The organism is Kluyvera huaxiensis, assembly GCF_040149365.1.
GTDB lineage: Bacteria > Pseudomonadota > Gammaproteobacteria > Enterobacterales > Enterobacteriaceae > Kluyvera > Kluyvera intermedia_A.
In genome coordinates, this window is record NZ_JBEFLV010000011.1 from 35,801 (window position 1) to 58,166 (window position 22,366).

Sequence of the window (22,366 nt, forward strand, 5' to 3'; positions counted from 1 at the left end):
GTTAGATTTGTACCCTGGCCGTTAACATAATCAATTGGTTGTCATAACCCAGCGTTCTGTCCACTGGCCGATCGTAGTTTGGCCCAATTAAGAACGAGTCGGTTTTCTTGTTGGAACGCAGCGTATCCATCTGGTATTTCAGTTCGAAATTGATAGATGGGCGGAAATCATAGCTCGCGCTCAGGGTCACTAACCCGTCGCGGTCTTTGCGATTGTTCGCCTGCTTTTGGTAATCCTCCATCACGTAGGTGTAATCGACGGTGGTGGAGAACCGGTCGACCCACCAGTGATGTGTCCACGACAGCCCGTTTTCGGTCACCAGAATGTAACCACCGGCTTCGGAAGGATCTTTAATGCGTTGGGCGCTGTGCAGGGCGACCGCAGACTGTTGCAGCGGTTTCCACTCCATCTTGATGTCCCAGTTAAGCCCTTTGAAATCATGGGCATCTGGCTCATTGATAAACTGCTTATACAGCCATGATACGTTGGCATCGATGCTGGTTTTACCCGTTATTTGCCCTTTATAGCCGTAGAGCAGGTAGTACTCATTACTGTCTTTCAGCGAGCTGGTTTCATAGCGCCGCTGGTTGGTAATAAAACTATAGCGAAAGCGGCTTTTTTTGCTGTACATATCAAACAGTTCCACCACCAGGCTCGGCTCATGCCACTCCTGGTCGCGAATGTAGTGATAGAAGTCAGCGTCGGCGCTCCGCACATCATCGAGGCGCGTAAAACGCAGCTGCTTATACAGCAGGGCGGTTTCCACTTTTCCACGGCCTTCCGGCGCGCCGTAGCTATAGCGCAGTTCGTTGCTCAGAAAGCGGGTTTTCAACGGTTTGTTGATACCAAATTCTCTAAACTGCTCAGGCAGAAAACCTTCGGTAATGCCGCGACCGCGCTCTTCGTGGCCGAGGGTGTCCTGCAGATCCAGGCTCAGCCCGTGCATCTGGCCATAGCGCCACTGGCCGTTAAAGCGCAGAAAATGGTTGGCGTAGTTGTCCGCGCTGTCTTGCGTATAGGCGCGATAGTCGCCGGAATACATCAGCAGGTAGCGGTCTTCGTAGCGTTCGCCAATTGCCCGCAGCAGCGGGCTGACATGGTAAAACGAAGAGCTGATTTCGTTTTGCGCCCACGGTTGGTAGGTCACGTTGCTCACCTGGCCGTAGTCAACGGCGACCTGGCTTTGGAAATCAATCCCGGCCACACCAATGTGCGACTTCGGCACGGGGAGCGCCCATGCCGAGGGGAGAGCCGCCAGACCGGCTATCAGCAGCGCGCTAGTAGGCGTTTTCACCGGAAAAACCTTTGGTCATGGTTTTAAGGATAATTTTGATATCGAGCCACAGTGACCAGTTTTGGATGTATTCGATATCGTACTGGACGCGTTTTTCCATCTTATCTAACGTATCCACCTCTCCGCGATAGCCGCTGACCTGGGCAAGCCCGGTAATGCCGGGTTTGACCTTGTGGCGAATCATGTAGTTATCGACAATCTTACGGTACTCTTCGTTGTGGGCGATGGCGTGAGGACGCGGCCCGACAATCGACATTCTGCCTTGCAGCACGTTGATAAACTGCGGTAGCTCATCAAGCGATTTACGGCGCAGGAACGAGCCGAAGCGCGTGACGCGCGGATCCTGTTTGGTGGCCTGGATAACTACATCCGCATTTTCCATCACCCGCATTGAGCGGAATTTATAGACCGTTATTTTCTGGCCGCTTAAACCATAGCGGTCCTGCTTGAATATAACCGGGCCGCGTGAAGTGAGCTTAATCCCAATCGCGATAATCAACATTAACGGAGAAATGAGAAGCGTTATTATGGTGCCGAAAATTAAATCTTCTGCCCGTTTAATGATGGCGCCGCCGTCATCAAAAGGAGAGCTCAGAATACTGACGGCTTGCATATTACCAATCATGCGAACTTCAGTGGTGTGCGTGCTGTAGGAATAAAGATCCGGGACAATAAAGGTATCCACGGTAGTATCTGACAACATGGCAATAAAATGGCGAATTCGCTCAACGGCGGCCATCGGTAAAGCAATATAAATTTCGTCGAGATCACCGTTGCGCGCACGTTCCAGGAGGTCATCCACTTTTCCGCGATAGGGGGCGCGGGTCAGATAGCCGAAGCGACTCTCATCTCGGTCATCATAATAGGAGAGATCAACTTTCTCGCTGCTATATTCTTTTAACAATTCATTCTCAGCGGCTAATCCAGCCGGAGTCATGCCAACAATGGCAACGCGCATTTTCTTCTGGCGGAATTGCTTGAGTAATATTAGCCTGATAATTAATAGCGTTAAAAGTGGAACGGCGTACGGTAATAATGGTGGCGGGAAAAGCGGAAAATCCCACAGCCCGGTTAGATGCAAGTCATTGAAGTAGTTGAACGAAACGCGAAGCACTTCCATGAAGGTGAATGACAGAACGCAGGTGCCTGCCAGGCGTGCAAATTCCTGAGGGCGCAGGCTTTTAATTCGATAGCTATAAACGCTGGTGTATTCGCCGATCAACAGGAAAACAATTGAAAACAAAATGCTAAAGATTATGCCATTGTAAAAATCTTGTTGCTAAAATAAGTAAAAAAATAATATTGATGAAAAATTCATTGATAAGAAATCAATGATCTTGGCAACAATAGGATATCCTCTCCGCTTAATTCTAATACGATGGCTAAGCATTTTTTATCTTATTCATTAATAAGATTATTATATATTTTTCGTCATTTTGATTAATCGGTGAGCTATTTTTATATATATGCGAGGGCAAAGCCCATGCGGAATAAAAAGCTCTGGCCAAATAATTTTTAAAATGACGAAGATCAAGTTGTGGAAAGAAATAGATAAAGGTTTCTGGTTTTCTCCAGATAAAAGAAATTAAACAGTTGATGACAACTGTCAATCTATCCACAGCTAAAGAGAGTGAAAGTCCGGACATGGGAACTTCCTTAATCTCGGTTTACACATTGTAGCAAATGAAAATAGTGAATGTCTTTCAGAGTATTTAAAAAATTCCGGATAGGATGTCACGATATTCATACACATGCGCTCCAGAAAAGCTGACAGTCTTGATTTACGATCATAGTCGAAAAATTGACAACTGGCAGAAACGGGCGGTGGATAAAATCCGTCGGCGAGCGCTCTGACGGGGGGGCGCGGCTGTTCCTGCTCGCACGGTCTCTTAATACGCTCCGCGAGATCAGGTTTAGCTTTCCAGCCGGTTGCGCTCCTTATTCATCTCGCGCCCTATAAACCGAACGGCGCAAGGAGCGCGCAGGGGGCGGCCAATCGCCGCCGCCCCCTGCACCCCCAGGCTCTGGCGGCAGAATCGCCGCTTCGCGGTGCCCTCAGCTTATGCCTTCCGGCTTTCGGGTCGGGCGCGAGGTAACATCCCTGTAAAACGCGCCCTCAGCCCACATCCCTGTGGGCTGCCCCGGCCTTCAGGCAACGCCTCGGCGATTCAGACGCCACCCATGCCGCTGTAGTCTTTTCGCTAAAAGCAAAAATCGAAGTCGCTGGAACCGATGAGTCCACGCTTGAAATCGGTGAGCCGGAGAAGGGAAGACAAGGTCAGTCCGCCAGGGATGGCGGACTGAGGCGAACCGAGACAGGATGTCGAGTTGAGCCGTGCCGCAGGCTGGAGTTCGCAGGCGAACGCAGTGCGAAGCACCGATTTCGCCGCGGGGCCGCGGGGATTGCAAAGGGGGGCGCGGCGCCCCCCTTAGCCCGTTCACGGGTGCAGTTGTTTCATTTTCTGCCAAACATAAAGTGAACGGAATCTTGCACTCAACTACCAAACATAAAGTGAACGGAATCTTGCACTCAACTACCAAACATAAAGTGAACGGAATCTTGCACTCAGCTACCAAACATAAAGTGAACGGAATCTCATGCCTAACCATCAGGCCTGATTCAGCAAATCCAGCAGCCGACGCACGGCAGGATTTTCCGTCGCCTGAATGGCATAGCAAATACCCAGACGGCGCACCAGCGGATAGCCCGGCAGCGCGCGATAGGCTAAATCGCAGCGTGATTCCACCAGCGACTGCGGGGCAATCGCCAGACCAAAACCGCCTTCAACCAGATCTAACGTCAGCGTGAAGCTGCCCGCGTTGGCGCTTGGCGCACCGGCGGATGGCCCGTAGAACGGCAAAAATCGCTGATGGGAATCGTGAGCAGGGTACATCACCCACGGATAGCCGTAGAGCAACTCCAGGTTCAGCTCCGCCAGTTCGCTGACCGGATGCGCCGACGGATAGGCCAGCACATAAGGCTCGTCGTACAGCGGCATAAACAGCTCATCTTCGCAGCGCAGGCTTTCGCAGCCGAGGCGAATATCACCGGTACAGCCCGGGTCCAGCGTCACCAGCGTGTCCGGCATCTCGCCGCCAATCTGCTGTAACAACGAGGCCAGACACGGCGAAGCGATATCCTGCTCGATACCGATAGTCAGCGGCGCTTTGTCTTGCCGTTTACGAAAACGCGCGGTCAGCGTAGCCATATCCTGGATCATCCGGCAGGCATGTGGATAGAGCGCGCGGGCATCTTCCGTCACCTCGACGCCGCGTGGTTTACGCACGAAAAGCTGGGTGCCCAACTCCTCTTCCAGCGCCTTGACGGTGGCAGAAAGAGCAGGCTGTGTCAGACTTAACTGTTCCGCGGCACGGGTAATATTGCGCTCTTCAAACACGGAGATGAAGGCGCTGAGCTGTCGTTTATCCATAGAATTTTTTTATGGCTGTGAAAAAAACAAACCATTTTTCACCATTTCCATTCGGAATTAAAGTAGCGCCATCAATTTTATTTATGAGGAATTCCTATGAACGCTGCATCCAAACCTTTAGTCGTGATAACCGGTGCCAGCTCCGGTATTGGCCTTGCCACCGCTAAACTGCTGTCTGAACGCGGTCACGCGCTGCTGCTGCTGGCGCGTCGTGTAGACAGGATGACGGCGCTGAACCTGCCGCATACCCTGTGTCGCTCCGTCGACGTGACCGACAGACAAGCCGTTGCGGCGGCGATTGCCGAAGCCGAGCAGCAGTTTGGGCCGGTGGATGCGATGGTCAACAACGCGGGCGTGATGCTGCTGGGCAACATCGACGATCAGAACCCGGACGAATGGGAACAGATGCTCGACGTCAACGTCAAAGGCCTGCTGAACGGCGTTCACGCGGTCACTAAAGGGATGATCGCGCGTAAAGCAGGCACCATCATCAACATCAGCTCCATCGCCGGACGGAAAACCTTCCCGAATCATGTGGTGTATGTTGGCACCAAGTTCGCGGTCCATGGTTTGTCAGAAAACCTTCGTGAAGAGCTGTCGCCGCACAACGTGCGCGTAGTGGTGATTGCACCGGGTGCCGTGGAAACCGAACTGCTGAGCCACACCACCAGCGATGATATCAAAGCCGGTTATCAGGAATGGAAGCAGGATATGGGCGGTAAAGTGTTAAGCCCGGAAGACGTGGCGCACGCGATTGAGTACGCCTATTCCCAGCCGCAGTACGTCTGTATTCGTGAGATTGTGCTGGCCGCGACCCGCCAGGGGGCATAACGGCCATAGCGTTGGCGCAGCGTGGTGCGTCACTATCTCATCGGGTATGCGAGATATCCCGCATACCCGATGTTCGTTACTTCACGTTAAGCGCATAGACCGCCGGCAGCGCGCCCGCCGTTTTCACTATCTCAAGTCGGATGGTTGACACGCTACGCGGGGCCTCCAGCGTATGCTGGCACACGGAGTGACGGTTATCATCCACCTCGGCAAGTAGCTCATCATCGGCCCACAGTCGGTAATGGGTGGTGCAGTGCGGCGTCACCGCAGCGTGGTGGCCCATCTGCACGGTTTCCATGGCGTTATCAAAATCATTATCAAACACCAGCGTCAGCGACTGGACGGTCTGCGGCGCATCCCATTGCCACGTTAACTGTGGTTTGGCATCGTCGAGTGCCGGCACCCAGCCGTTAATCTGCTGTTCCGGGCGCAGGCGGCCGTTGAGCAGATTTTGCACGTCATAGCAGCGCAGCGGGGTGGTGAAGTGGACCGCCGGCATCACCTGATGCGGACGGCGGCGCGGCACCCAAAAATCAAACTCTTCCGCCCCAAAATCACCGTCAACAATCTGCCGGGGATGTTTCGCCACGCGGGCATTCTGGCTGTTAAATACCGTCATCACGCCCGGCAGTTCAAGGCTGGTTAAGGCGATCTCCACGTTGCTGTTACTTTCAAAAGCGATGAACAGATAGCGGTCGGCATCGCTTTGCCAGTCGAACGCCACGCGATATTCACCGGCTTCTTCGACCGTTAATGAACGCTCATCCAGCAGCGTATCGGCGCAATAGTTAGCGACCTTTTGGCTGCCTAACAGGCTGATTTTTAAAGGTTGAGATATGGCGGATCGCAGGGTAAAGCGCATTTCCGGTAGTGATTCACCGGCTTTCACCGGCAGCAGCAGAGCCATACGCTCGTTGAGCGCCATCCACTGACCGTTGGCCGCAAGCGTGGTGAGCTGCATTTCACTGCTGGCAATGACCTGCGCACCACGCGCCGGATCCAGCAGGAACTGGCGCGGAATGTAGCAGCCGGTATGCTGAAGATGCTGCTGCAGCTTGCCGATATGTTTGCCTTCCGCCAGCTGCGGCGCATCCAGTTTATGCTGCTGACACAGCGCGGCGGCGCGACCGACCACTTCGCCGAGCAGACCGCAGGTACACATCACGCGGGCGCTGCCGAAGGCGACGTGCGAGGCGGAGATCAGCCGCCCGGTCAGGAACAGGTTATCCAGCGAGCGGCTGTAAAGGCTGCGATACGGAATGGTGTAGGTGCCTTTGCTGTGGAACTGACGGCAGCCGTCGTGGTTGCTGTAGACGCCGTCGGCCGGATGCAGATCAATGGACCAGCCGCCGTAGCCGACCGCATCGTAGTGGTCGCGCTGCTCCATGATGTCCTGCTGACACAGCAGGTGATCGCCGATAAAGCGGCGGCTTTCACGCTTACCTGGGATGGCTCCGACCCACTCGATAGTGAGGTTATCCGCATCCGGGAATTCGCCGGAATTTTTGATGTAGTTCCACACGCCCCAGACGATTTTCCACAGCTCCCATTTGATTTGCTCGCTGTCGTGAATGGTATCGAGGCGGCCGCCCCATTCCAGCCACCACAGATCGCAGCCGTTGAGAGTGGAGGTCAGGCGCTTATAGCGCGGGATCTCTTCAATGTTCTGCAGCGCGAAAGAGGGCGGGACAAACTTCACCGGATCGCTGCCTTTGCGGGTATAGAAGTAGATCGAGTGGCCGAGTTTATGGCCAAAATTGTCGCCCGGTGCCATTTTCTCCCCTAACTCTTCAGCATCTTCGGCACCGATGCGGTACTCTGCTCCGGCCAGATGGCCGAGCACGCCGTCACCCGTGGCATCGCAGAACTGCGCGGCCTGAATGTGATAGAAGGTTTCGTTGACCGGGTTAAAACCGGTGGCCTCGGTGATGCGCTGGCCTTCGCGGTTCACCGCGTAGATTGCGGTGTTGAGCAGCAGGGTGAGGTTCTTTTCGCGCTGTGCCAGATCCAGCAGCAGCAGGTCGAACATCATCGGATTGCCTTCTTTATTGCGCCACAGGTTCTCTTCAAGAATTTCGCCCATGATGCCGCCTTCGCGCGACCAGCGGTTATTGTTGCCCATGTGCGAGGTGGCACCGTTGGCCCACAGGCGCACTTCGCTGGAGGCGTTGCCGCCGAGCACCGGGCGATCCTGCACGAGGACAACCTGCAAACCATCGCGCGCGGCGGCGAGTGCGGCGCATAACCCGGCCAGGCCACCGCCGGCAACCAGCAGATCGGTCGTCAGGTTCTGATGGGGAAAATCACGTTCGTGGGTTTGCTGAAAAATTTGCATAAATTGTAATTCCTGCCTTTCTGGCGATAAAATAATAGTCTTCAAAAAAACGGGGTCCCGCCATGTCGTCTCAACCTAATCAAAGCCTTATCGACGGTATTCGCTGCTTGCAGTATCTGGTATCCAGCGATCGGGCTATCGGTTGTCGCGAACTGGCCCGCCTGATGGGCACCAATGCCACCCGCGTCAATCGATTGCTGATGACCATGGCGGCAATCGGTCTCACCACCCAGGATGAGCAGCGTCGCTATCTGCCGGGACCGGGTATTCATGCGCTGGCAGCTCAGGCTATCCGCGGCTCAACGCTGTTTTCAAAAGCCCTGCCGCTGCTCGAAACCCACGCCCCGAAAGACATCGTGGTGGCGATGGGCGTGCTGTGGGAGGACCAGGTTATCTATATCTTCCACTCCCAGCCCGGTAGCCATATCAGCCAGGCGTTAGCGGGTTTCCATATGATGCCGGCCTGTCAGTCGGTCATCGGTATTGCGCTGTTGGCGGCTGAAGATGATGCCGTGCTTGCCGCGCGCTTTAGCGCTGAAGAGATGACGGCTATTGCCCCGTATCTTCAGCAGCAGCGTGAACGCGGACAAGTGGTCTGGCCGCACGACGACGGTGAACTGTCTATTGCCCAGCCGATCCAGTTCGGTTCGCACAAAGCGGCGCTGGCCTTCGCCGGGATGTACCAGTACACCCCGGAACAAACGGCGGCCCGCCAGGCAGAGCTTGTCACGCTTTGCGGCCTGCTGACGGCGTAGCTTTTTCGTCGTCGAGGTCAATCTTCCCGACCACAAACAGGTAAGAACAAATCCCCAAACAGGCCAGCACGGCAATAAAGGCAAGCGCTGGGGCGAAGTTGTGGCCGTCGATCAGCGCGCCAATGGCAATCGGCACCACGATGGATGACAGCGCGCCGGTAAAGTTGAATACCCCGCCGGCAAGACCTATCAGGTGGCGAGGCGCAAGGGCGGTCACGAACACCCAGGTAATGGTGGCCAGGCCGTTGCCAAAGAAGGCGATGGACATAAACAGGATGATAAGCGTCGGGTTATCGGTGTAGTTGGCGCCAAGGATAAACAGCGTCAGCGCCATGCCGAGAACGACAGGGGCTTTGCGCGCAAAGCTGGTCGAGACGCCGCGACGAATCAGACGGTCGGAAACAAACCCTGCCAGCAGTACACCAACGAATGCCGCAAGATAGGGGACGGAAGCCACGTAGCCGGATTTAATAAAATCCATGTGGCGATACTGCACCAGGTAAGTTGGGAACCAGGTCAGGAAGAACCAGAAAGTGGCGGAGATAGTGAACTGGCCGAAGTAGATGCCAATCAGCTTACGGCTTTTGAACATCAGCCCCAGATCCTGCCAGCTGAACGGGCGTTTTGCCGCGCTCTCGCGGCTTTCCATTACCGCCCCGCCTTTACGCAGGTGATCGAGTTCGGCTTTGGAAACAGTTTTGTGATCCAGCGGATCGCGATACATGCAGTACCACAGTATGCCCCACAGCATCCCGGCCACGCCGGTAATCAAAAACAGCCCACGCCAGCCGAATAGATCCTGTACGTGGAACAGCACCGGGGTCATCAACGCCATACCGACAAACTGCGCCGAGGAGTAGATACCGATTGCCGTGGCGCGCTCTTGTTCCGGGAACCAGCTGGAGATCACCCGGTTGTTTGACGGCATCACCGGTGCTTCAAAGGCACCGACGCCCAGACGCAGCCCCACCAGCGCGCCAAAACTGTTGGCCACCGCGTGCAGCGCGGTGATCAGTGACCAGATAAACAGGCCCACGCCGTACACCAGACGAGAGCCTAAGCGGTCGATCAAAAAGCCGCCGGGGATTTGCAGGGCCGCGTAGATCCAGCCGAAAGCCGAGAAGATAAGCCCCATTTGCAGCGGCGTGAACTGCAGTTCGCCGGACATTTGGGTTGCGGCGACCGAGAGGTTAGTTCGGTCCATGTAGTTGATAATAATGTTAATAAACACCAGGCCTAGCACAAAGAAGCGTACCCGTCCGGTCGAACGGGCGGCAGATCCTGTTATCGGTTGTTCTGACATAGAGGTGTTCTCATCGTTTTAAGTTTTAAAGGTACGAGGCGTAATATCATTGTTGTTAGTGTTTCTTTTATAGAAACACTTAGCGAAAGGCAAAGCGAGATGTAAAGAAGTGTGATCTCCCTTGGATTTGTGCTGGGATAAAACCGGTTTCAGCGGGTACAAAAGAAATGCGCGCCGGAGCGAAAAAGACCATCGGCGGTCGCGAGGGAGATCGTAGGAACGTTGAGATGATGACGGCACCACACTGATAAAAGTGATGCCGTTAATATATTGATATAATTACTTTTCTAGCTTAATAAATTCGTGCAGCAGCGCGGTCAATTGCTGCATTTTCTCCGGTGTGAATCGCTGCTCAATTTTTTGATAAGCCTCTTCGACTTTCGCCTGTGCGCGTTCGTACAGCGCGTATCCCTCTTTGGTTAACGACACGTACAGCTTGCGCTGATCGTTAACCGGCTTTAAGCGCAGCACCAGACCGTCGCGCTCCATGCGGGTCAAAATGCCGGTCAGGCTGGGGCGCAAAATACAGGTGGCGGCAGCCAGATCGTGAAAATCCATTGAAGGGTTCTCGACCAGCACGCGGACAATTCGCCACTGCTGCTCCGTCAGGTTGTGCTGCTTCACAATCGGGCGGAAGTAGGTCATCGCCACCTCGCGCGCCTGCATCAGCGCGATGGTTAAAGAATCATGCATTATGCCTCCCGAATCCCGTCATCATTAATATATGAACAATATAGCAATGTTGCTTTTACCAACAGTTTATTTTTGTTGCAACTAACAGTTAACTGAGGTGTTTTTATTTAATTGATTGATAAATATGAATTAAAAACAAAGAATGTAAAATTATTGTTATTTTGATCACAAATAATTGACTTGTGTTTGCTAAATGACCAGCTGAGGCATAAAACAGATCATTAATATGTTAATGAAAAAGTTTTCGCTAAGGAGCTGTTCATGAAAGGTACCGTTTTCGCCGTGGCGCTTAACCATCGTAGCCAGCTTGATGCCTGGCGCGAGGCGTTTGAGCAGGCCCCCTACAAGACGCCGCCCAAAACGGCGGTGTGGTTTATCAAACCGCATAACACGGTGATTGGCGGCGGTGAGCCAATTCCGCTGCCGCAGGGAGAAACGGTATACAGCGGCGCGACCATCGCGCTGGTGGTAGGCAAAACGGCTTGTAAGGTCGCGGTTGAAAACGCGGCGCACTATATCGCCGGCTATGCGCTGGCTAATGAAGTCAGTCTGGCGGAAGAGAGCTTTTACCGCCCGGCCATCAAGGCCAAATGCCGCGACGGCTTTTGTCCATTGGGCGGCACGGTGGCTATCGAGAACGTCGATAACCTGACTATTACTACCGAAATCAACGGCCGCGACGTTGACCGCTGGAGCACCGCCGATCTCCAGCGCAGCGCCGCAGAACTGCTGAGTGCGTTAAGCGAATTCGCCACCTTAAACCCTGGTGACGTTATTTTGCTGGGGACACCGCAGGCCCGTGTAGCCCTCAACCCTGGCGACCGCGTGCGGGTGCTGGCGGACGGTTTCCCGCCGCTGGAAAACCCGACGATCGTCGACAGTGAAACAGCAGCCGTTGCGCATCCGCAGCGTCACGGCACGCTGTTTGCCCTCGGCCTCAACTATGCCGATCATGCCAGCGAGCTGGAGTTTAAGCCGCCGGAAGAGCCGCTGGTGTTTATCAAAGCGCCGAACACGGTGACCGGTGATGGACAAACTTCGGTGCGCCCGAACAACGTCGAATACATGCACTACGAAGCGGAGCTGGTGGTGGTCATCGGCAAAACCGCGCGTAAGGTCAGTGAAGCACAAGCCATGGACTATGTGGCGGGCTACACGGTGTGTAACGACTACGCTATCCGCGATTATCTCGAAAACTACTATCGCCCGAATCTGCGGGTGAAAAGCCGCGACGGCCTGACTCCTATCTCCTCTAACGTGGTGCCAAAAGAGTCCATCCCTGACCCGCACAATCTGGCGCTGCGTACCTTCGTCAACGGCGAACTGCGCCAGCAGGGCACTACCGCCGATCTGATTTTTAGCATTCCATTTTTAATCGCCTACCTCAGCGAGTTTATGACGCTGCAACCGGGCGACATGATTGCCACCGGCACGCCGAAAGGGCTGTCTGACGTGGTACCGGGTGATGAAGTGGTGGTGGAAGTGGAGGGCGTAGGGCGCCTGGTGAACCGAATTGTCAGTGAGGGAAATGCGTAATGAAAAAGATTAACCATTGGATCAACGGTAAAAACGTCGCCGGTAATGACTACTTCCACACCACCAACCCGGCAACCGGTGAGGTGCTGGCGGAAGTGGCTTCCGGCGGTGAAGCCGAAGTGAATCAGGCGGTGGCGGCGGCGAAAGAGGCGTTCCCGAAATGGGCCAATCTGCCGATGAAAGAGCGCGCGCGGTTGATGCGCCGTCTGGGGGAGTTGATTGACCAGAACGTGCCGGAAATTGCGGCGATGGAAACCGCCGATACCGGCCTGCCGATTCACCAGACGAAAAACGTGCTGATCCCACGAGCATCCCACAACTTCGAATTTTTCGCTGAAGTGTGCCAGCAGATGAACGGCAAAACCTACCCGGTTGACGACAAGATGCTCAACTACACGCTGGTGCAGCCGGTTGGCGTGTGCGCGCTGGTGTCGCCGTGGAACGTACCGTTTATGACCGCCACCTGGAAGGTTGCGCCGTGTCTGGCGCTGGGTAACACGGCGGTGCTCAAAATGTCCGAACTGTCGCCGCTAACCGCCGATCGGTTGGGCGAACTGGCGCTGGAAGCCGGTATTCCGGCCGGGGTACTGAACGTGGTGCAGGGCTACGGTGCGAGCGCCGGTGACGCGCTGGTGCGTCATCACGATGTGCGCGCGGTGTCGTTTACCGGCGGCACCGCCACCGGGCGCAACATTATGAAAAACGCCGGGCTGAAAAAGTATTCCATGGAGCTGGGCGGCAAATCACCGGTGCTGATTTTTGAGGATGCTGATATCGAGCGCGCGCTGGACGCCGCGCTGTTTACCATTTTCTCGATCAATGGCGAACGTTGCACCGCCGGTTCGCGCATCTTTATTCAGCAGAGCATTTATCCGGAATTCGTTAAACGCTTTGCCGAACGCGCTAACCGCCTGCGCGTCGGTGACCCGACCGACCCGAATACTCAGGTCGGGGCGCTGATTAGCCAGCAGCACTGGGAAAAGGTCTCCGGCTATATCCGTCTGGGGATTGAAGAGGGCGCGACCCTGCTGGCGGGCGGCGCGGAGAAACCGACCGATTTACCGGCGCATCTGCGCAACGGCAACTTCCTGCGCCCCACGGTGCTGGCGGATGTCGATAACCGCATGCGCGTGGCACAAGAAGAGATCTTCGGCCCGGTGGCCTGCCTGCTGCCGTTTAAAGACGAAGCCGAAGGGCTGCGTCTGGCCAACGACATCGAATATGGCCTGGCATCCTATATCTGGACCCAGGACATCAGCAAAGTGCTGCGCCTGGCGCGCGGTATCGAGGCTGGAATGGTGTTCGTCAACACCCAGAACGTGCGCGATCTGCGTCAGCCGTTTGGCGGCGTGAAGGCCTCCGGTACCGGGCGTGAAGGCGGCGAATACAGCTTTGAAGTGTTCGCGGAAATGAAAAACGTCTGTATTTCTATGGGCGACCATCCAATCCCGAAATGGGGAGTGTGATATGGGCAAGTTAGCGTTAGCGGCAAAAATTACTCACGTACCGTCAATGTATCTCTCAGAAATCCCTGGGAAAAACTTCGGCTGCCGCCAGGCGGCGATTGACGGGCATATCGAAATCGGCAAGCGCTGCCGGGAAATGGGCGTCGATACCATTATCGTGTTCGACACCCATTGGTTGGTGAACAGCGCCTATCACATTAACTGTGCGGAGAGCTTTAAGGGGATTTATACCAGCAACGAGCTGCCGCACTTTATTCGTGACATGACCTACGACTACGACGGCAACCCTGAGCTTGGGCAGCTGATCGCCGATGAAGCGGTGAAGCTGGGCGTGCGTGCTAAAGCGCACAATATCCCGAGCCTGAAGCTGGAGTATGGCACGCTGGTGCCGATGCGTTACATGAACAGCGATAAGCATTTCAAAGTGGTGTCAATTTCCGCCTTCTGTACGGTGCACGATTTTGCCGACAGCCGTCGGCTGGGTGAAGCCATCGTCAAAGCCATTGAACAGTACGACGGTACGGTGGCGGTGTTTGCCAGCGGTTCGTTGTCGCACCGCTTTATCGACGACCAGCGTGCGGAAGAGGGGATGAACAGCTACACCCGCGAATTCGATCATCAGATGGATGAGCGCGTGGTCAAGCTGTGGCGCGAAGGCAAGTTCAAGGAGTTTTGCACCATGCTGCCGGAGTATGCCGACTACTGCTACGGCGAAGGCAATATGCACGACACCGTGATGCTGCTGGGGATGCTGGGCTGGGATAAATACGACGGCAAGGTGGAGTTTGTCACCGATCTGTTTGCCAGCTCCGGTACCGGGCAGGTGAACGCTATTTTCCCGCTGCCAGCCTGAGGATGAACCATGCCGCACTTTATTGCTGAATGCACCGACAACATTCGCGAGCAGGCCGATTTGCCGGGGCTGTTTGCCAAGGTGAACGCCACGCTGGCCGCTACGGGGATTTTCCCACTTGGCGGTATCCGCAGCCGCGCCCACTGGCTGGATACCTGGCAGATGGCCGATGGTCAGCACGATTACGCGTTTGTGCATATGACGCTAAAAATCGGCAGCGGGCGCAGCCTCGAAAGCCGTGAGCAGGTGGGGGAGATGCTGTTTGCGCTGATTAAAAACCACTTTGCCGCGCTGATGGACAGCCGCTACCTGGCACTGTCGTTTGAGCTGGATGAGCTGCATCCAACGCTGAACTACAAGCAAAACAACGTTCACGCGTTATTTAAATAATCCCGTCACGGGCGGCCCCCTCGATCCTTAGGGTGGGGGGAAAAATACATGCACGGTTAGTCCCCTCGCCCCTTTGGGGAGAGGGTTAGGGTGAGGGGGAATCTCAGCGGCTTGATGCCCTCACCCCGGCCCTCTCCCACGGGGAGAGGGGGAAAACATATGCTCGGTCAATCCCCTCGCCACGCTAGGGAGAGGGGGAAAACACATGCACGGTCAGTTCCCTCGCCCCTTTGGGGAGAGGGTTAGGGTGAGGGGGAATCTCAGCGGCCTGATGCCCTCACCCCGGCCCTCTCCCACGGGGAGAGGGGGAAAACACATACGCGGTCAATCCCCTCGCCCCTTTGGGGAGAGGGAGAAAACATATGCTCGGTCAATCCCCTCGCCCCTTTGGGGAGAGGGAGAAAACATATGCTCGGTCAATCCCCTCGCCCCTTTGGGGAGAGGGTTAGGGTGAGGGGGAATCTCAGCGGCCTGATGCCCTAACCCCGGCCCTCTCCCACGGGGAGAAGGGGAAAACACATACGCGGTCAATCCCCTCGCCACGCTAGGGAGCGGGGGAAAACACGGTAATAGGAATCACTATGCTCGACAAACCAACTCATACCCTGATTGCCCAGCGCTTGGATCAGGCTGAAAAACAGCGCGAGCAGATCCGCGCGGTATCGCTGGATTACCCGACCATCACCATCGAAGACGCCTATGCCATTCAGCGTGAATGGGTGGCGATGAAGATGGCCGAAGGCCGCACGCTCAAGGGCCACAAAATCGGCCTGACCTCGAAAGCGATGCAGGCCAGCTCGCAAATCAGCGAACCGGACTACGGCGCGCTGCTCGACGATATGTTTTTCCACGACGGCGGCGATATCCCCACCGACCGTTTTATCGTCCCGCGCATTGAGGTGGAGCTGGCGTTCGTGCTGGCTAAACCGCTGCGTGGCCCGAACTGCACGCTGTTTGATGTCTATAACGCCACCGACTATGTGATCCCGGCGCTGGAGTTGATTGACGCCCGTAGCCATAACATCGACCCGGAAACCCAGCGGCCGCGCAAGGTATTCGACACGATTTCCGACAACGCCGCCAACGCTGGGGTCATTCTTGGCGGTCGGCCGATTAAACCCGGTGAACTGGATTTACGCTGGATCTCCGCGCTGCTCTACCGTAACGGCGTGATTGAAGAAACCGGCGTGGCGGCAGGCGTACTCAACCATCCGGCCAACGGCGTGGCGTGGTTGGCGAATAAGCTGGCGCCGTACGACGTCCAGCTAGAGGCGGGGCAGATTATTCTCGGCGGATCGTTCACCCGCCCGGTTCCGGCGCGCAAGGGCGACACCTTCCACGTTGACTACGGCAAGATGGGCTCTATCAGCTGCCGGTTTGTATAAGAGATAACGCAATGATTAAGAACAGTTTTAAAGAGGCGCTCAACGCCGGGCGTCCGCAGATTGGCCTGTGGTTGGGGCTGTCCAGCAGCTATAGCGCCGAACTGTTAGCGGGAGCAGGCTTCGACTGGTTGTTGATTGATGGCGAACACGCGCCGAACAACGTCCAGACCGTGTTGACGCAGCTGCAGGCGATAGCGCCGTATCCCAGCCAGCCGGTGGTGCGCCCGTCGTGGAATGACGCGGTGCAGATTAAACAGCTGCTCGACGTGGGGACACAAAATCTGCTGGTGCCGATGGTGCAAAACGCCGATGAAGCGCGTGCCGCCGTAGCCGCCACCCGCTATCCGCCGCAGGGCATTCGCGGCGTAGGTAGCGCATTGGCGCGGGCCTCGCGCTGGAGTCGGATCCCCGATTATCTTCACGAAGCTAACGCCGCCATGTGCGTGCTGGTGCAGATTGAAACCCGGGAAGCGATGCGTAACCTGGCGCAAATCCTTGATGTGGAGGGCGTTGATGGCGTGTTTATCGGCCCTGCAGATTTGAGCGCCGACATGGGCTTTGCTGGCAATCCGCAGCACCCGGAAGTGCAGGCGGCGATTGAGAACGCCATCGTGCAGATTCGGGCGGCGGGGAAAGCGCCGGGGATCCTGATGGCCAACGAACAGCTGGCAAAACGCTATCTCGAGCTGGGCGCGCTGTTCGTCGCCGTCGGCGTTGATACCACCTTGCTGGCGCGCGGTGCGGAAGCGCTGGCGGCCCGCTTTGGCGCCGGTGCATCCGCCGCCGAACCGGGCGTTTATTAAGGCCGGTTTCATCCGTTTTTCTCCAGAGCAAACCTCAGGCCGGATAAGGCATCGCCGCCGTCCGGCAAAAAAGTTGTCGTACCCTACAAAAATCCCATTAGAGGAAGAATTATGAGCGACACATCATCTGCCATCCCGGAACAGCGTAACCCTGCTGACCAGCATAAGCAGCTGACCGCAGGCCAGCAGTCGGTTATCAATAAGCTGTTTCGCCGCCTGGTGCTGTTTTTATTTGTGCTGTTTATCTTCTCGTTTTTAGACCGTATTAATATCGGCTTTGCCGGGCTGACGATGGGGGCCGATCTGGGCCTCAACGCCACCATGTTCGGCCTCGCCACCACGCTGTTTTACGCCACCTACGTGCTCTTCGGCATTCCCAGCAACATGATGCTCAGCATTGTCGGCGCGCGCCGCTGGATAGCGACCATCATGGTGCTGTGGGGCATTGCGTCTACCGCCACCATGTTTGCCGTCGGGCCAAAAAGCCTGTACGTGCTGCGCATGCTGGTGGGCATCACCGAAGCCGGGTTCCTGCCCGGTATCCTGCTTTATTTAACCTACTGGTTCCCGGCCTTTTTCCGCGCCCGCGCCAATGCGCTGTTTATGATTGCCATGCCGGTGACGACCGCGCTGGGCTCGATTGTCTCGGGCTACATTTTGTCAATGGACGGCATGCTGAGCCTGCGCGGCTGGCAGTGGCTGTTCCTGCTGGAAGGATTCCCGGCGGTGCTGCTCGGGGTGATGGTTTGGTACTGGCTGGATGACTCCCCGGCGAAAGCCAAATGGCTGACCGCCGAGGATAAAAAATGCCTGCAGGAGATGATGGATAACGACCATCTGACGCTGGTACAACCGGAAGGGGCCATCAGCCACCACGCGATGCAGCAGCGTAGCCTGTGGCGAGAGGTTTTCACGCCGATAGTGATGATGTACACCCTGGCCTATTTTTGCCTGACCAACACGCTGAGCGCCATCAGCATCTGGACGCCGCAGATCCTCAAAAGCTTCAACGAAGGCAGCAGCAATATCACCATTGGCCTGCTGGCGGCGATACCGCAGATTTGCACCATTCTCGGGATGATCTACTGGAGCCGCCACTCTGATAAACATCAGGAGCGTAAACACCACACGGCGCTGCCGTTCCTGTTTGCGGCTGCGGGCTGGCTATTGGCCTCGGCGACCAGCCATAGCCTGATCCAACTGCTGGGGATCGTGATGGCTTCCACCGGTTCTTTCAGTGCGATGGCTATTTTCTGGACCACTCCGGATCAGTCGATCAGCCTGCGTGCCCGGGCGATCGGCATTGCGGTGATCAACGCCACCGGCAATATCGGATCGGCACTCAGTCCGTTTATGATCGGCTGGCTGAAAGATGTCACCGGCAGCTTTAACAGCGGTCTGTGGTTTGTTGCCGCGTTACTGGTGGTGGGGGCGGTGATTGTCTGGCTTATCCCGATGAAGTCGTCCCGCCCGCGGGCGACACCGTAGGGGGCTACGATGTGCCAGCAGACGATTACCAATATCGACATCAGCACCGAGTATGAAGAGAGCTTGGGCAGCAAAGACGTGCATTATCAGTCTTTTGCCCGCATGGCTGAGTTCTTTGGCCGCGATATGCAGGCGCATCGTCACGACCAGTTTTTCCAGATGCATTTTCTTGATACCGGGCAGATTGAACTCCAGCTCGACGATCATCGCTATTCGGTACAGGCACCGCTGTTCGTGTTAACGCCGCCCTCGGTGCCGCACGCCTTTATCACCGAGTCGGACAGCGACGGCCATGTGTTGACGGTGCGCGAGGATCTGATCTGGCCGCTGCTGGAGGTGCTGTACCCCGGCACCCGGGAGGCGTTTGGCCTGCCGGGTATGTGCCTGTCGCTGGCGGATAAACCGGATGAGCTGGCGGCGCTGGCGCACTACTGGCGGCTGATTCAGCGCGAGTCAACGTCGCAGCTGGCGGGTCGCGAGCATACGCTGGTGCTGCTGGCGCAAGCGGTGTTTACGCTACTGCTGCGTAATGCTCCGCTGGATGACCACGCGGGGAGCGGCGTGCGCGGCGAGCTGAAGCTGTTCCAGCGGTTTAACCAGATGATCGACAATAACTATCATCGCCACTGGACGGTGCCGGACTACGCGGGCGAGCTGCATCTGACCGAGTCGCGGCTGACGGATATTTGCCGCCGTTTTGCCAACCGGCCACCAAAGCGACTGATCTTTGACCGACAGCTGCGGGAGGCCAAAAGGCTGCTGCTGTTTTCCGATAGCGCAGTGAGTGAGATTGCCTGGCAGCTGGGGTTTAAGGACCCGGCCTATTTCGCCCGCTTTTTTAACCGCCTCGTAGGATGCTCACCGAGCGCGTTTCGCGCCAGTCAGATTCCGGTGTCGTAGTTTTCCCCTTACCCTAACCCTCTCCCCATCGGGGAGAGGGGACCGAACTGTGCGCGCTTTTAGTCTTTTCCTCTGTGGGGAGATAGGGCAATGTGTGCACGTTTTTCCCCCTCGCCCCTTTGGGGAGAGGGCCGGGGTGAGGGGGCATCCTCCATCAAACCTCGCCCAGATCACAGAACCTAACCTCGCCTGAAAAGTACCCGCCGTTGTCGCAAACGTCCCTTCACGAACACCCGCTCAAACGCTTCAATTACAGAACAAAAACAAAACATAAATTTAACAAATCCGAAAGATACTGGAGTGTACCCTATGAAACCTGAAGATTTCCGCGCAGACACCAAGCGCCCGTTAACCGGCGAAGAGTACCTGAAAAGCCTGCAGGATGGCCGTGAGATCTACATCTACGGTGAGCGCGTTAAAGACGTCACCACCCATCCGGCATTCCGCAATGCGGCGGCATCCGTGGCTCAGCTGTACGATGCGCTGCACAAACCGGATATGCAGGATAAGCTGTGCTGGAATACCGATACCGGCAGCGGCGGCTACACCCACAAATTCTTCCGCGTGGCGAAAAGTGCCGATGATCTGCGCCAGCAGCGCGACGCCATCGCCGAATGGTCACGCCTCTCCTACGGCTGGATGGGCCGTACTCCGGACTATAAAGCGGCTTTCGGTAGCGCACTGGGCGCCAACCCAGCGTTCTACGGCCAGTTTGAGCAAAACGCCCGCCACTGGTATTCACGCATTCAGGAAACCGGCCTGTACTTTAACCACGCCATCGTCAACCCGCCTATCGACCGTCATAAACCGGCCGACGAAGTGAAAGACGTCTACATCAAGCTGGAAAAAGAGACCGACGCCGGGATTATCGTCAGCGGTGCCAAAGTCGTTGCCACCAACTCGGCGCTGACTCACTACAACATGATTGGCTTCGGCTCGGCCCAGGTGATGGGGGAAAACCCGGACTTCGCGCTGATGTTCGTTGCACCAATGGACGCGGAAGGTGTGAAGCTGATTTCCCGCGCCTCCTATGAGCTGGTCGCCGGGGCTACCGGATCGCCATATGACTATCCGCTCTCCAGCCGCTTTGACGAGAACGATGCGATCCTGGTGATGGATAAAGTACTGATCCCGTGGGAAAACGTACTGATCTACCGCGATTTCGATCGCTGCCGTCGCTGGACAATGGAAGGCGGTTTCGCCCGTATGTACCCACTGCAGGCGTGCGTGCGTTTGGCGGTGAAGCTCGACTTTATTACCGCCCTGCTGAAGAGATCGCTGGAGTGTACCGGCACCCTGGAATTCCGCGGCGTGCAGGCGGATCTCGGTGAAGTGGTGGCGTGGCGCAACATGTTCTGGGCGCTCAGCGATTCGATGTGTTCGGAAGCGACGCCGTGGGTTAACGGGGCTTATTTGCCGGATCACGCCGCGCTGCAAACCTATCGCGTGATGGCGCCAATGGCCTACGCCAAGATCAAAAATATTATCGAACGTAACGTCACCAGCGGCCTGATCTACCTGCCTTCAAGCGCGCGCGATCTCAACAATCCGCAGATCGACCAGTATCTGGCGAAGTACGTTCGCGGCTCCAACGGCATGGATCATGTTGAGCGCATCAAGATCTTAAAACTGATGTGGGATGCGATTGGCAGCGAGTTTGGCGGCCGTCACGAGCTGTATGAGATTAACTATTCCGGTAGCCAGGATGAGATTCGCCTGCAGTGCCTGCGCCAGGCGCAGACCTCCGGCAACATGGACAAAATGATGGCGATGGTCGACCGCTGCCTGTCGGAATACGACCAGCACGGTTGGACGGTGCCGCACCTGCACAACAATGCTGATATTAACCTGTTGGATAAGCTGCTGAAGTGATTCGCAGCGGGAGGTCACAATGCAATTAGATGAACAACGCCTGCGTTTTCGCGATGCGATGGCCAGCCTGTCGGCTGCGGTTAACGTCGTCACCACCGAGGGCGAAGCCGGCCGCTGCGGCATTACCGCCACCGCCGTGTGCTCGGTTACCGATTCACCGCCGTCGGTGATGGTGTGTATCAATGCCAATAGCGCCATGAACCCGGTCTTCCAGGGCAACGGCAAGCTGTGCATTAACGTGCTCAACCACGATCAGGAAATTATGGCACGTCACTTCGCCGGGATGACCGGTATGGCCATGGACGAGCGCTTTAGCCTTAGCGGCTGGCAGCGCGGGGCGCTAGCTCAGCCGGTGCTGAACGGCGCGCTGGCAAGCCTCGAAGGCGAAATTCGCCAGGTACAGACCATCGGCAGCCATCTGGTCTATCTGGTGGAGATCCAGAATATTGCGCTGGGTGAAGAAGAAGGACACGGGCTTATCTATTTCAAGCGCCGCTTTCACCCGGTTATGATCGAGGCCGAAGCGCTGGCCTAAGCGTTCGTGACGTGGATAAACTTCGATGGGTGGCTAAACAGCCACCCATTTTTTTGCTCTTTATTCCACGAATTCAATATGTTTAATCTCAGGCAGAAAAAAGATTAGAACTAATTAAAAAGCATGACTCAATTAATCTTGAGCACCAAAACGTAATATTGTTAACAATTTATTCAATACCTTAATAAAACCATAACTGAATTTATTTATGCGATTTTTTTGGTAATGTTGAAAGCGCTTCGATAATCATTGCTTCGGCCTTTAGTTTGGCAAATTTGATCAGCTCAGCTTTACTGAAAGCCTTGCCACAGGCTTGACACGCCATTGGATAAGCATCCTGTGAATTTTTGATTTCTTCAATATTAGATATTTCGGTAATTCCGTTGCATGCAGGGCATAAATACTTAATTGAAATCACAGGCAGGTCTCCTTTATTTTGTTATAAAATAGCTTGACCGCATTAATTGTTAAAGTAGTTGTGATCGGAAAATAACAG

General features: G+C 55.7%; 19 protein-coding genes and 1 pseudogene. 12 read left to right on the forward strand and 8 right to left on the reverse strand.

The genetic code is table 11. From position 1 onward, the window contains the following. Position 1 precedes the first annotated feature (1 nt). The 4 genes and pseudogenes from ABOC97_RS12920 to ABOC97_RS12935 form a co-directional block, all read right to left on the reverse strand. Positions 2-1,294 carry an outer membrane beta-barrel protein gene (locus tag ABOC97_RS12920; protein ID WP_349598198.1) on the reverse strand — a complete coding sequence of 431 codons (1,293 nt, stop codon included), beginning with the start codon at positions 1,292-1,294 and terminating at the stop codon, positions 2-4. Then, positions 1,278-2,684: pseudogene (locus ABOC97_RS12925) on the reverse strand (undecaprenyl-phosphate glucose phosphotransferase). The gene ABOC97_RS12920 and the pseudogene ABOC97_RS12925 overlap by 17 nt, the downstream one beginning before the upstream one ends. Next, positions 2,677-2,940 (reverse strand): hypothetical protein, encoded by a 264-nt coding sequence (locus ABOC97_RS12930; protein WP_349598201.1) that lies wholly within the window; start codon positions 2,938-2,940, stop codon positions 2,677-2,679. Before ABOC97_RS12930 ends, ABOC97_RS12925 begins: the two are co-directional and overlap by 8 nt. A 963-nt stretch (positions 2,941-3,903) precedes the next feature. After that, positions 3,904-4,725, reverse strand: a complete 822-nt coding sequence (locus tag ABOC97_RS12935; RefSeq protein WP_349598204.1) for a LysR family transcriptional regulator — start codon at positions 4,723-4,725, stop codon at positions 3,904-3,906. Between the two features lie 96 nt (positions 4,726-4,821). On the opposite strand from ABOC97_RS12935, the gene ABOC97_RS12940 reads away from it, so the two are divergent. Continuing rightward, a complete protein-coding gene (locus ABOC97_RS12940) occupies positions 4,822-5,556 on the forward strand; it encodes an SDR family oxidoreductase (RefSeq protein WP_349598206.1) in 735 nt (244 codons plus the stop codon). Positions 5,557-5,632: 76 nt separating this feature from the next. Here ABOC97_RS12940 and ABOC97_RS12945 read toward each other — a convergent pair whose 3' ends face one another. Continuing rightward, positions 5,633-7,891, reverse strand: a complete 2,259-nt coding sequence (locus ABOC97_RS12945) for an FAD-dependent oxidoreductase (protein WP_349598208.1) — start codon at positions 7,889-7,891, stop codon at positions 5,633-5,635. A 62-nt stretch (positions 7,892-7,953) separates the two neighbouring features. Here ABOC97_RS12945 and ABOC97_RS12950 point away from each other — a divergent pair, with 62 nt between their 5' ends. Further along, positions 7,954-8,646: an IclR family transcriptional regulator domain-containing protein gene (locus ABOC97_RS12950; RefSeq protein WP_349598211.1), complete on the forward strand. Its 693-nt coding sequence runs from the start codon at positions 7,954-7,956 to the stop codon at positions 8,644-8,646. Here ABOC97_RS12950 and ABOC97_RS12955 read toward each other — a convergent pair. Next, positions 8,618-9,949, reverse strand: coding sequence for an MFS transporter (locus tag ABOC97_RS12955; protein WP_349598213.1), 1,332 nt, complete (start codon positions 9,947-9,949; stop codon positions 8,618-8,620). The two genes, ABOC97_RS12950 and ABOC97_RS12955, sit on opposite strands and share 29 nt — an antisense overlap. A gap of 279 nt (positions 9,950-10,228) precedes the next feature. Next, positions 10,229-10,642: a homoprotocatechuate degradation operon regulator HpaR gene (hpaR, locus tag ABOC97_RS12960; protein WP_349598216.1), complete on the reverse strand. Its 414-nt coding sequence runs from the start codon at positions 10,640-10,642 to the stop codon at positions 10,229-10,231. A gap of 261 nt (positions 10,643-10,903) precedes the next feature. Here hpaR and hpaG point away from each other — a divergent pair, with 261 nt between their 5' ends. The 10 genes from hpaG to ABOC97_RS13010 all read left to right on the forward strand — a co-directional run bounded on the left by hpaG (position 10,904) and on the right by ABOC97_RS13010 (position 21,870). Then, positions 10,904-12,178, forward strand: coding sequence for a 4-hydroxyphenylacetate degradation bifunctional isomerase/decarboxylase (gene hpaG / locus ABOC97_RS12965; protein ID WP_349598219.1), 1,275 nt, complete (start codon positions 10,904-10,906; stop codon positions 12,176-12,178). Beyond that, positions 12,178-13,644, forward strand: coding sequence for a 5-carboxymethyl-2-hydroxymuconate semialdehyde dehydrogenase (hpaE, locus tag ABOC97_RS12970; RefSeq protein WP_313158798.1), 1,467 nt, complete (start codon positions 12,178-12,180; stop codon positions 13,642-13,644). Before hpaG ends, hpaE begins: the two co-directional genes overlap by 1 nt. 1 nt (position 13,645) lies before the next feature. Further along, on the forward strand, positions 13,646-14,497 hold the full coding sequence (gene hpaD, locus ABOC97_RS12975) for a 3,4-dihydroxyphenylacetate 2,3-dioxygenase (RefSeq protein ID WP_172728191.1): 852 nt from the start codon (positions 13,646-13,648) through the stop codon (positions 14,495-14,497). Positions 14,498-14,506: 9 nt separating this feature from the next. Then, positions 14,507-14,887 (forward strand): 5-carboxymethyl-2-hydroxymuconate Delta-isomerase, encoded by a 381-nt coding sequence (locus ABOC97_RS12980; protein WP_349598224.1) that lies wholly within the window; start codon positions 14,507-14,509, stop codon positions 14,885-14,887. A 581-nt stretch (positions 14,888-15,468) separates the two neighbouring features. After that, positions 15,469-16,272, forward strand: coding sequence for a 2-oxo-hept-4-ene-1,7-dioate hydratase (gene hpaH / locus ABOC97_RS12985; protein ID WP_349598227.1), 804 nt, complete (start codon positions 15,469-15,471; stop codon positions 16,270-16,272). Between the two features lie 14 nt (positions 16,273-16,286). Next, complete coding sequence (gene hpaI, locus ABOC97_RS12990) at positions 16,287-17,075, forward strand: 4-hydroxy-2-oxoheptanedioate aldolase (RefSeq protein ID WP_349598434.1); 789 nt, start codon at positions 16,287-16,289, stop codon at positions 17,073-17,075. Positions 17,076-17,186: 111 nt separating this feature from the next. After that, positions 17,187-18,563, forward strand: a complete 1,377-nt coding sequence (hpaX, locus tag ABOC97_RS12995; RefSeq protein ID WP_349598230.1) for a 4-hydroxyphenylacetate permease — start codon at positions 17,187-17,189, stop codon at positions 18,561-18,563. Positions 18,564-18,572: 9 nt separating this feature from the next. Next, the gene (gene hpaA, locus ABOC97_RS13000) at positions 18,573-19,463 is read left to right on the forward strand and encodes a 4-hydroxyphenylacetate catabolism regulatory protein HpaA (protein ID WP_349598233.1); all 891 of its coding nucleotides are present in this window, start codon (positions 18,573-18,575) and stop codon (positions 19,461-19,463) included. A gap of 309 nt (positions 19,464-19,772) precedes the next feature. Then, complete coding sequence (gene hpaB, locus ABOC97_RS13005) at positions 19,773-21,335, forward strand: 4-hydroxyphenylacetate 3-monooxygenase, oxygenase component (RefSeq protein ID WP_349598235.1); 1,563 nt, start codon at positions 19,773-19,775, stop codon at positions 21,333-21,335. 19 nt (positions 21,336-21,354) lie between these two features. After that, positions 21,355-21,870 carry a 4-hydroxyphenylacetate 3-monooxygenase reductase subunit gene (locus ABOC97_RS13010; protein WP_349598238.1) on the forward strand — a complete coding sequence of 172 codons (516 nt, stop codon included), beginning with the start codon at positions 21,355-21,357 and terminating at the stop codon, positions 21,868-21,870. 202 nt (positions 21,871-22,072) lie between these two features. Here ABOC97_RS13010 and ABOC97_RS13015 read toward each other — a convergent pair whose 3' ends face one another. Beyond that, a complete protein-coding gene (locus ABOC97_RS13015) occupies positions 22,073-22,288 on the reverse strand; it encodes an ECs_2282 family putative zinc-binding protein (protein WP_349598241.1) in 216 nt (71 codons plus the stop codon). Between the last annotated feature and the right edge of the window lie 78 nt (positions 22,289-22,366).

Bases quoted from the DNA above. Each gene is read 5' to 3' on its own strand.
- ABOC97_RS12930 (WP_349598201.1), bottom strand. From the start codon at position 2,940: ATGTCCGGACTTTCACTCTCTTTAGCTGTGGATAGATTGACAGTTGTC.
- ABOC97_RS12935 (WP_349598204.1), bottom strand. From the start codon at position 4,725: ATGGATAAACGACAGCTCAGCGCCTTCATCTCCGTGTTTGAAGAGCGC.
- ABOC97_RS12940 (WP_349598206.1), top strand. From the start codon at position 4,822: ATGAACGCTGCATCCAAACCTTTAGTCGTGATAACCGGTGCCAGCTCC.
- ABOC97_RS12945 (WP_349598208.1), bottom strand. From the start codon at position 7,891: ATGCAAATTTTTCAGCAAACCCACGAACGTGATTTTCCCCATCAGAAC.
- ABOC97_RS12950 (WP_349598211.1), top strand. From the start codon at position 7,954: ATGTCGTCTCAACCTAATCAAAGCCTTATCGACGGTATTCGCTGCTTG.
- ABOC97_RS12955 (WP_349598213.1), bottom strand. From the start codon at position 9,949: ATGTCAGAACAACCGATAACAGGATCTGCCGCCCGTTCGACCGGACGG.
- hpaR (WP_349598216.1), bottom strand. From the start codon at position 10,642: ATGCATGATTCTTTAACCATCGCGCTGATGCAGGCGCGCGAGGTGGCG.
- hpaG (WP_349598219.1), top strand. From the start codon at position 10,904: ATGAAAGGTACCGTTTTCGCCGTGGCGCTTAACCATCGTAGCCAGCTT.
- hpaE (WP_313158798.1), top strand. From the start codon at position 12,178: ATGAAAAAGATTAACCATTGGATCAACGGTAAAAACGTCGCCGGTAAT.
- hpaD (WP_172728191.1), top strand. From the start codon at position 13,646: ATGGGCAAGTTAGCGTTAGCGGCAAAAATTACTCACGTACCGTCAATG.
- ABOC97_RS12980 (WP_349598224.1), top strand. From the start codon at position 14,507: ATGCCGCACTTTATTGCTGAATGCACCGACAACATTCGCGAGCAGGCC.
- hpaH (WP_349598227.1), top strand. From the start codon at position 15,469: ATGCTCGACAAACCAACTCATACCCTGATTGCCCAGCGCTTGGATCAG.
- hpaX (WP_349598230.1), top strand. From the start codon at position 17,187: ATGAGCGACACATCATCTGCCATCCCGGAACAGCGTAACCCTGCTGAC.
- hpaA (WP_349598233.1), top strand. From the start codon at position 18,573: ATGTGCCAGCAGACGATTACCAATATCGACATCAGCACCGAGTATGAA.
- hpaB (WP_349598235.1), top strand. From the start codon at position 19,773: ATGAAACCTGAAGATTTCCGCGCAGACACCAAGCGCCCGTTAACCGGC.
- ABOC97_RS13010 (WP_349598238.1), top strand. From the start codon at position 21,355: ATGCAATTAGATGAACAACGCCTGCGTTTTCGCGATGCGATGGCCAGC.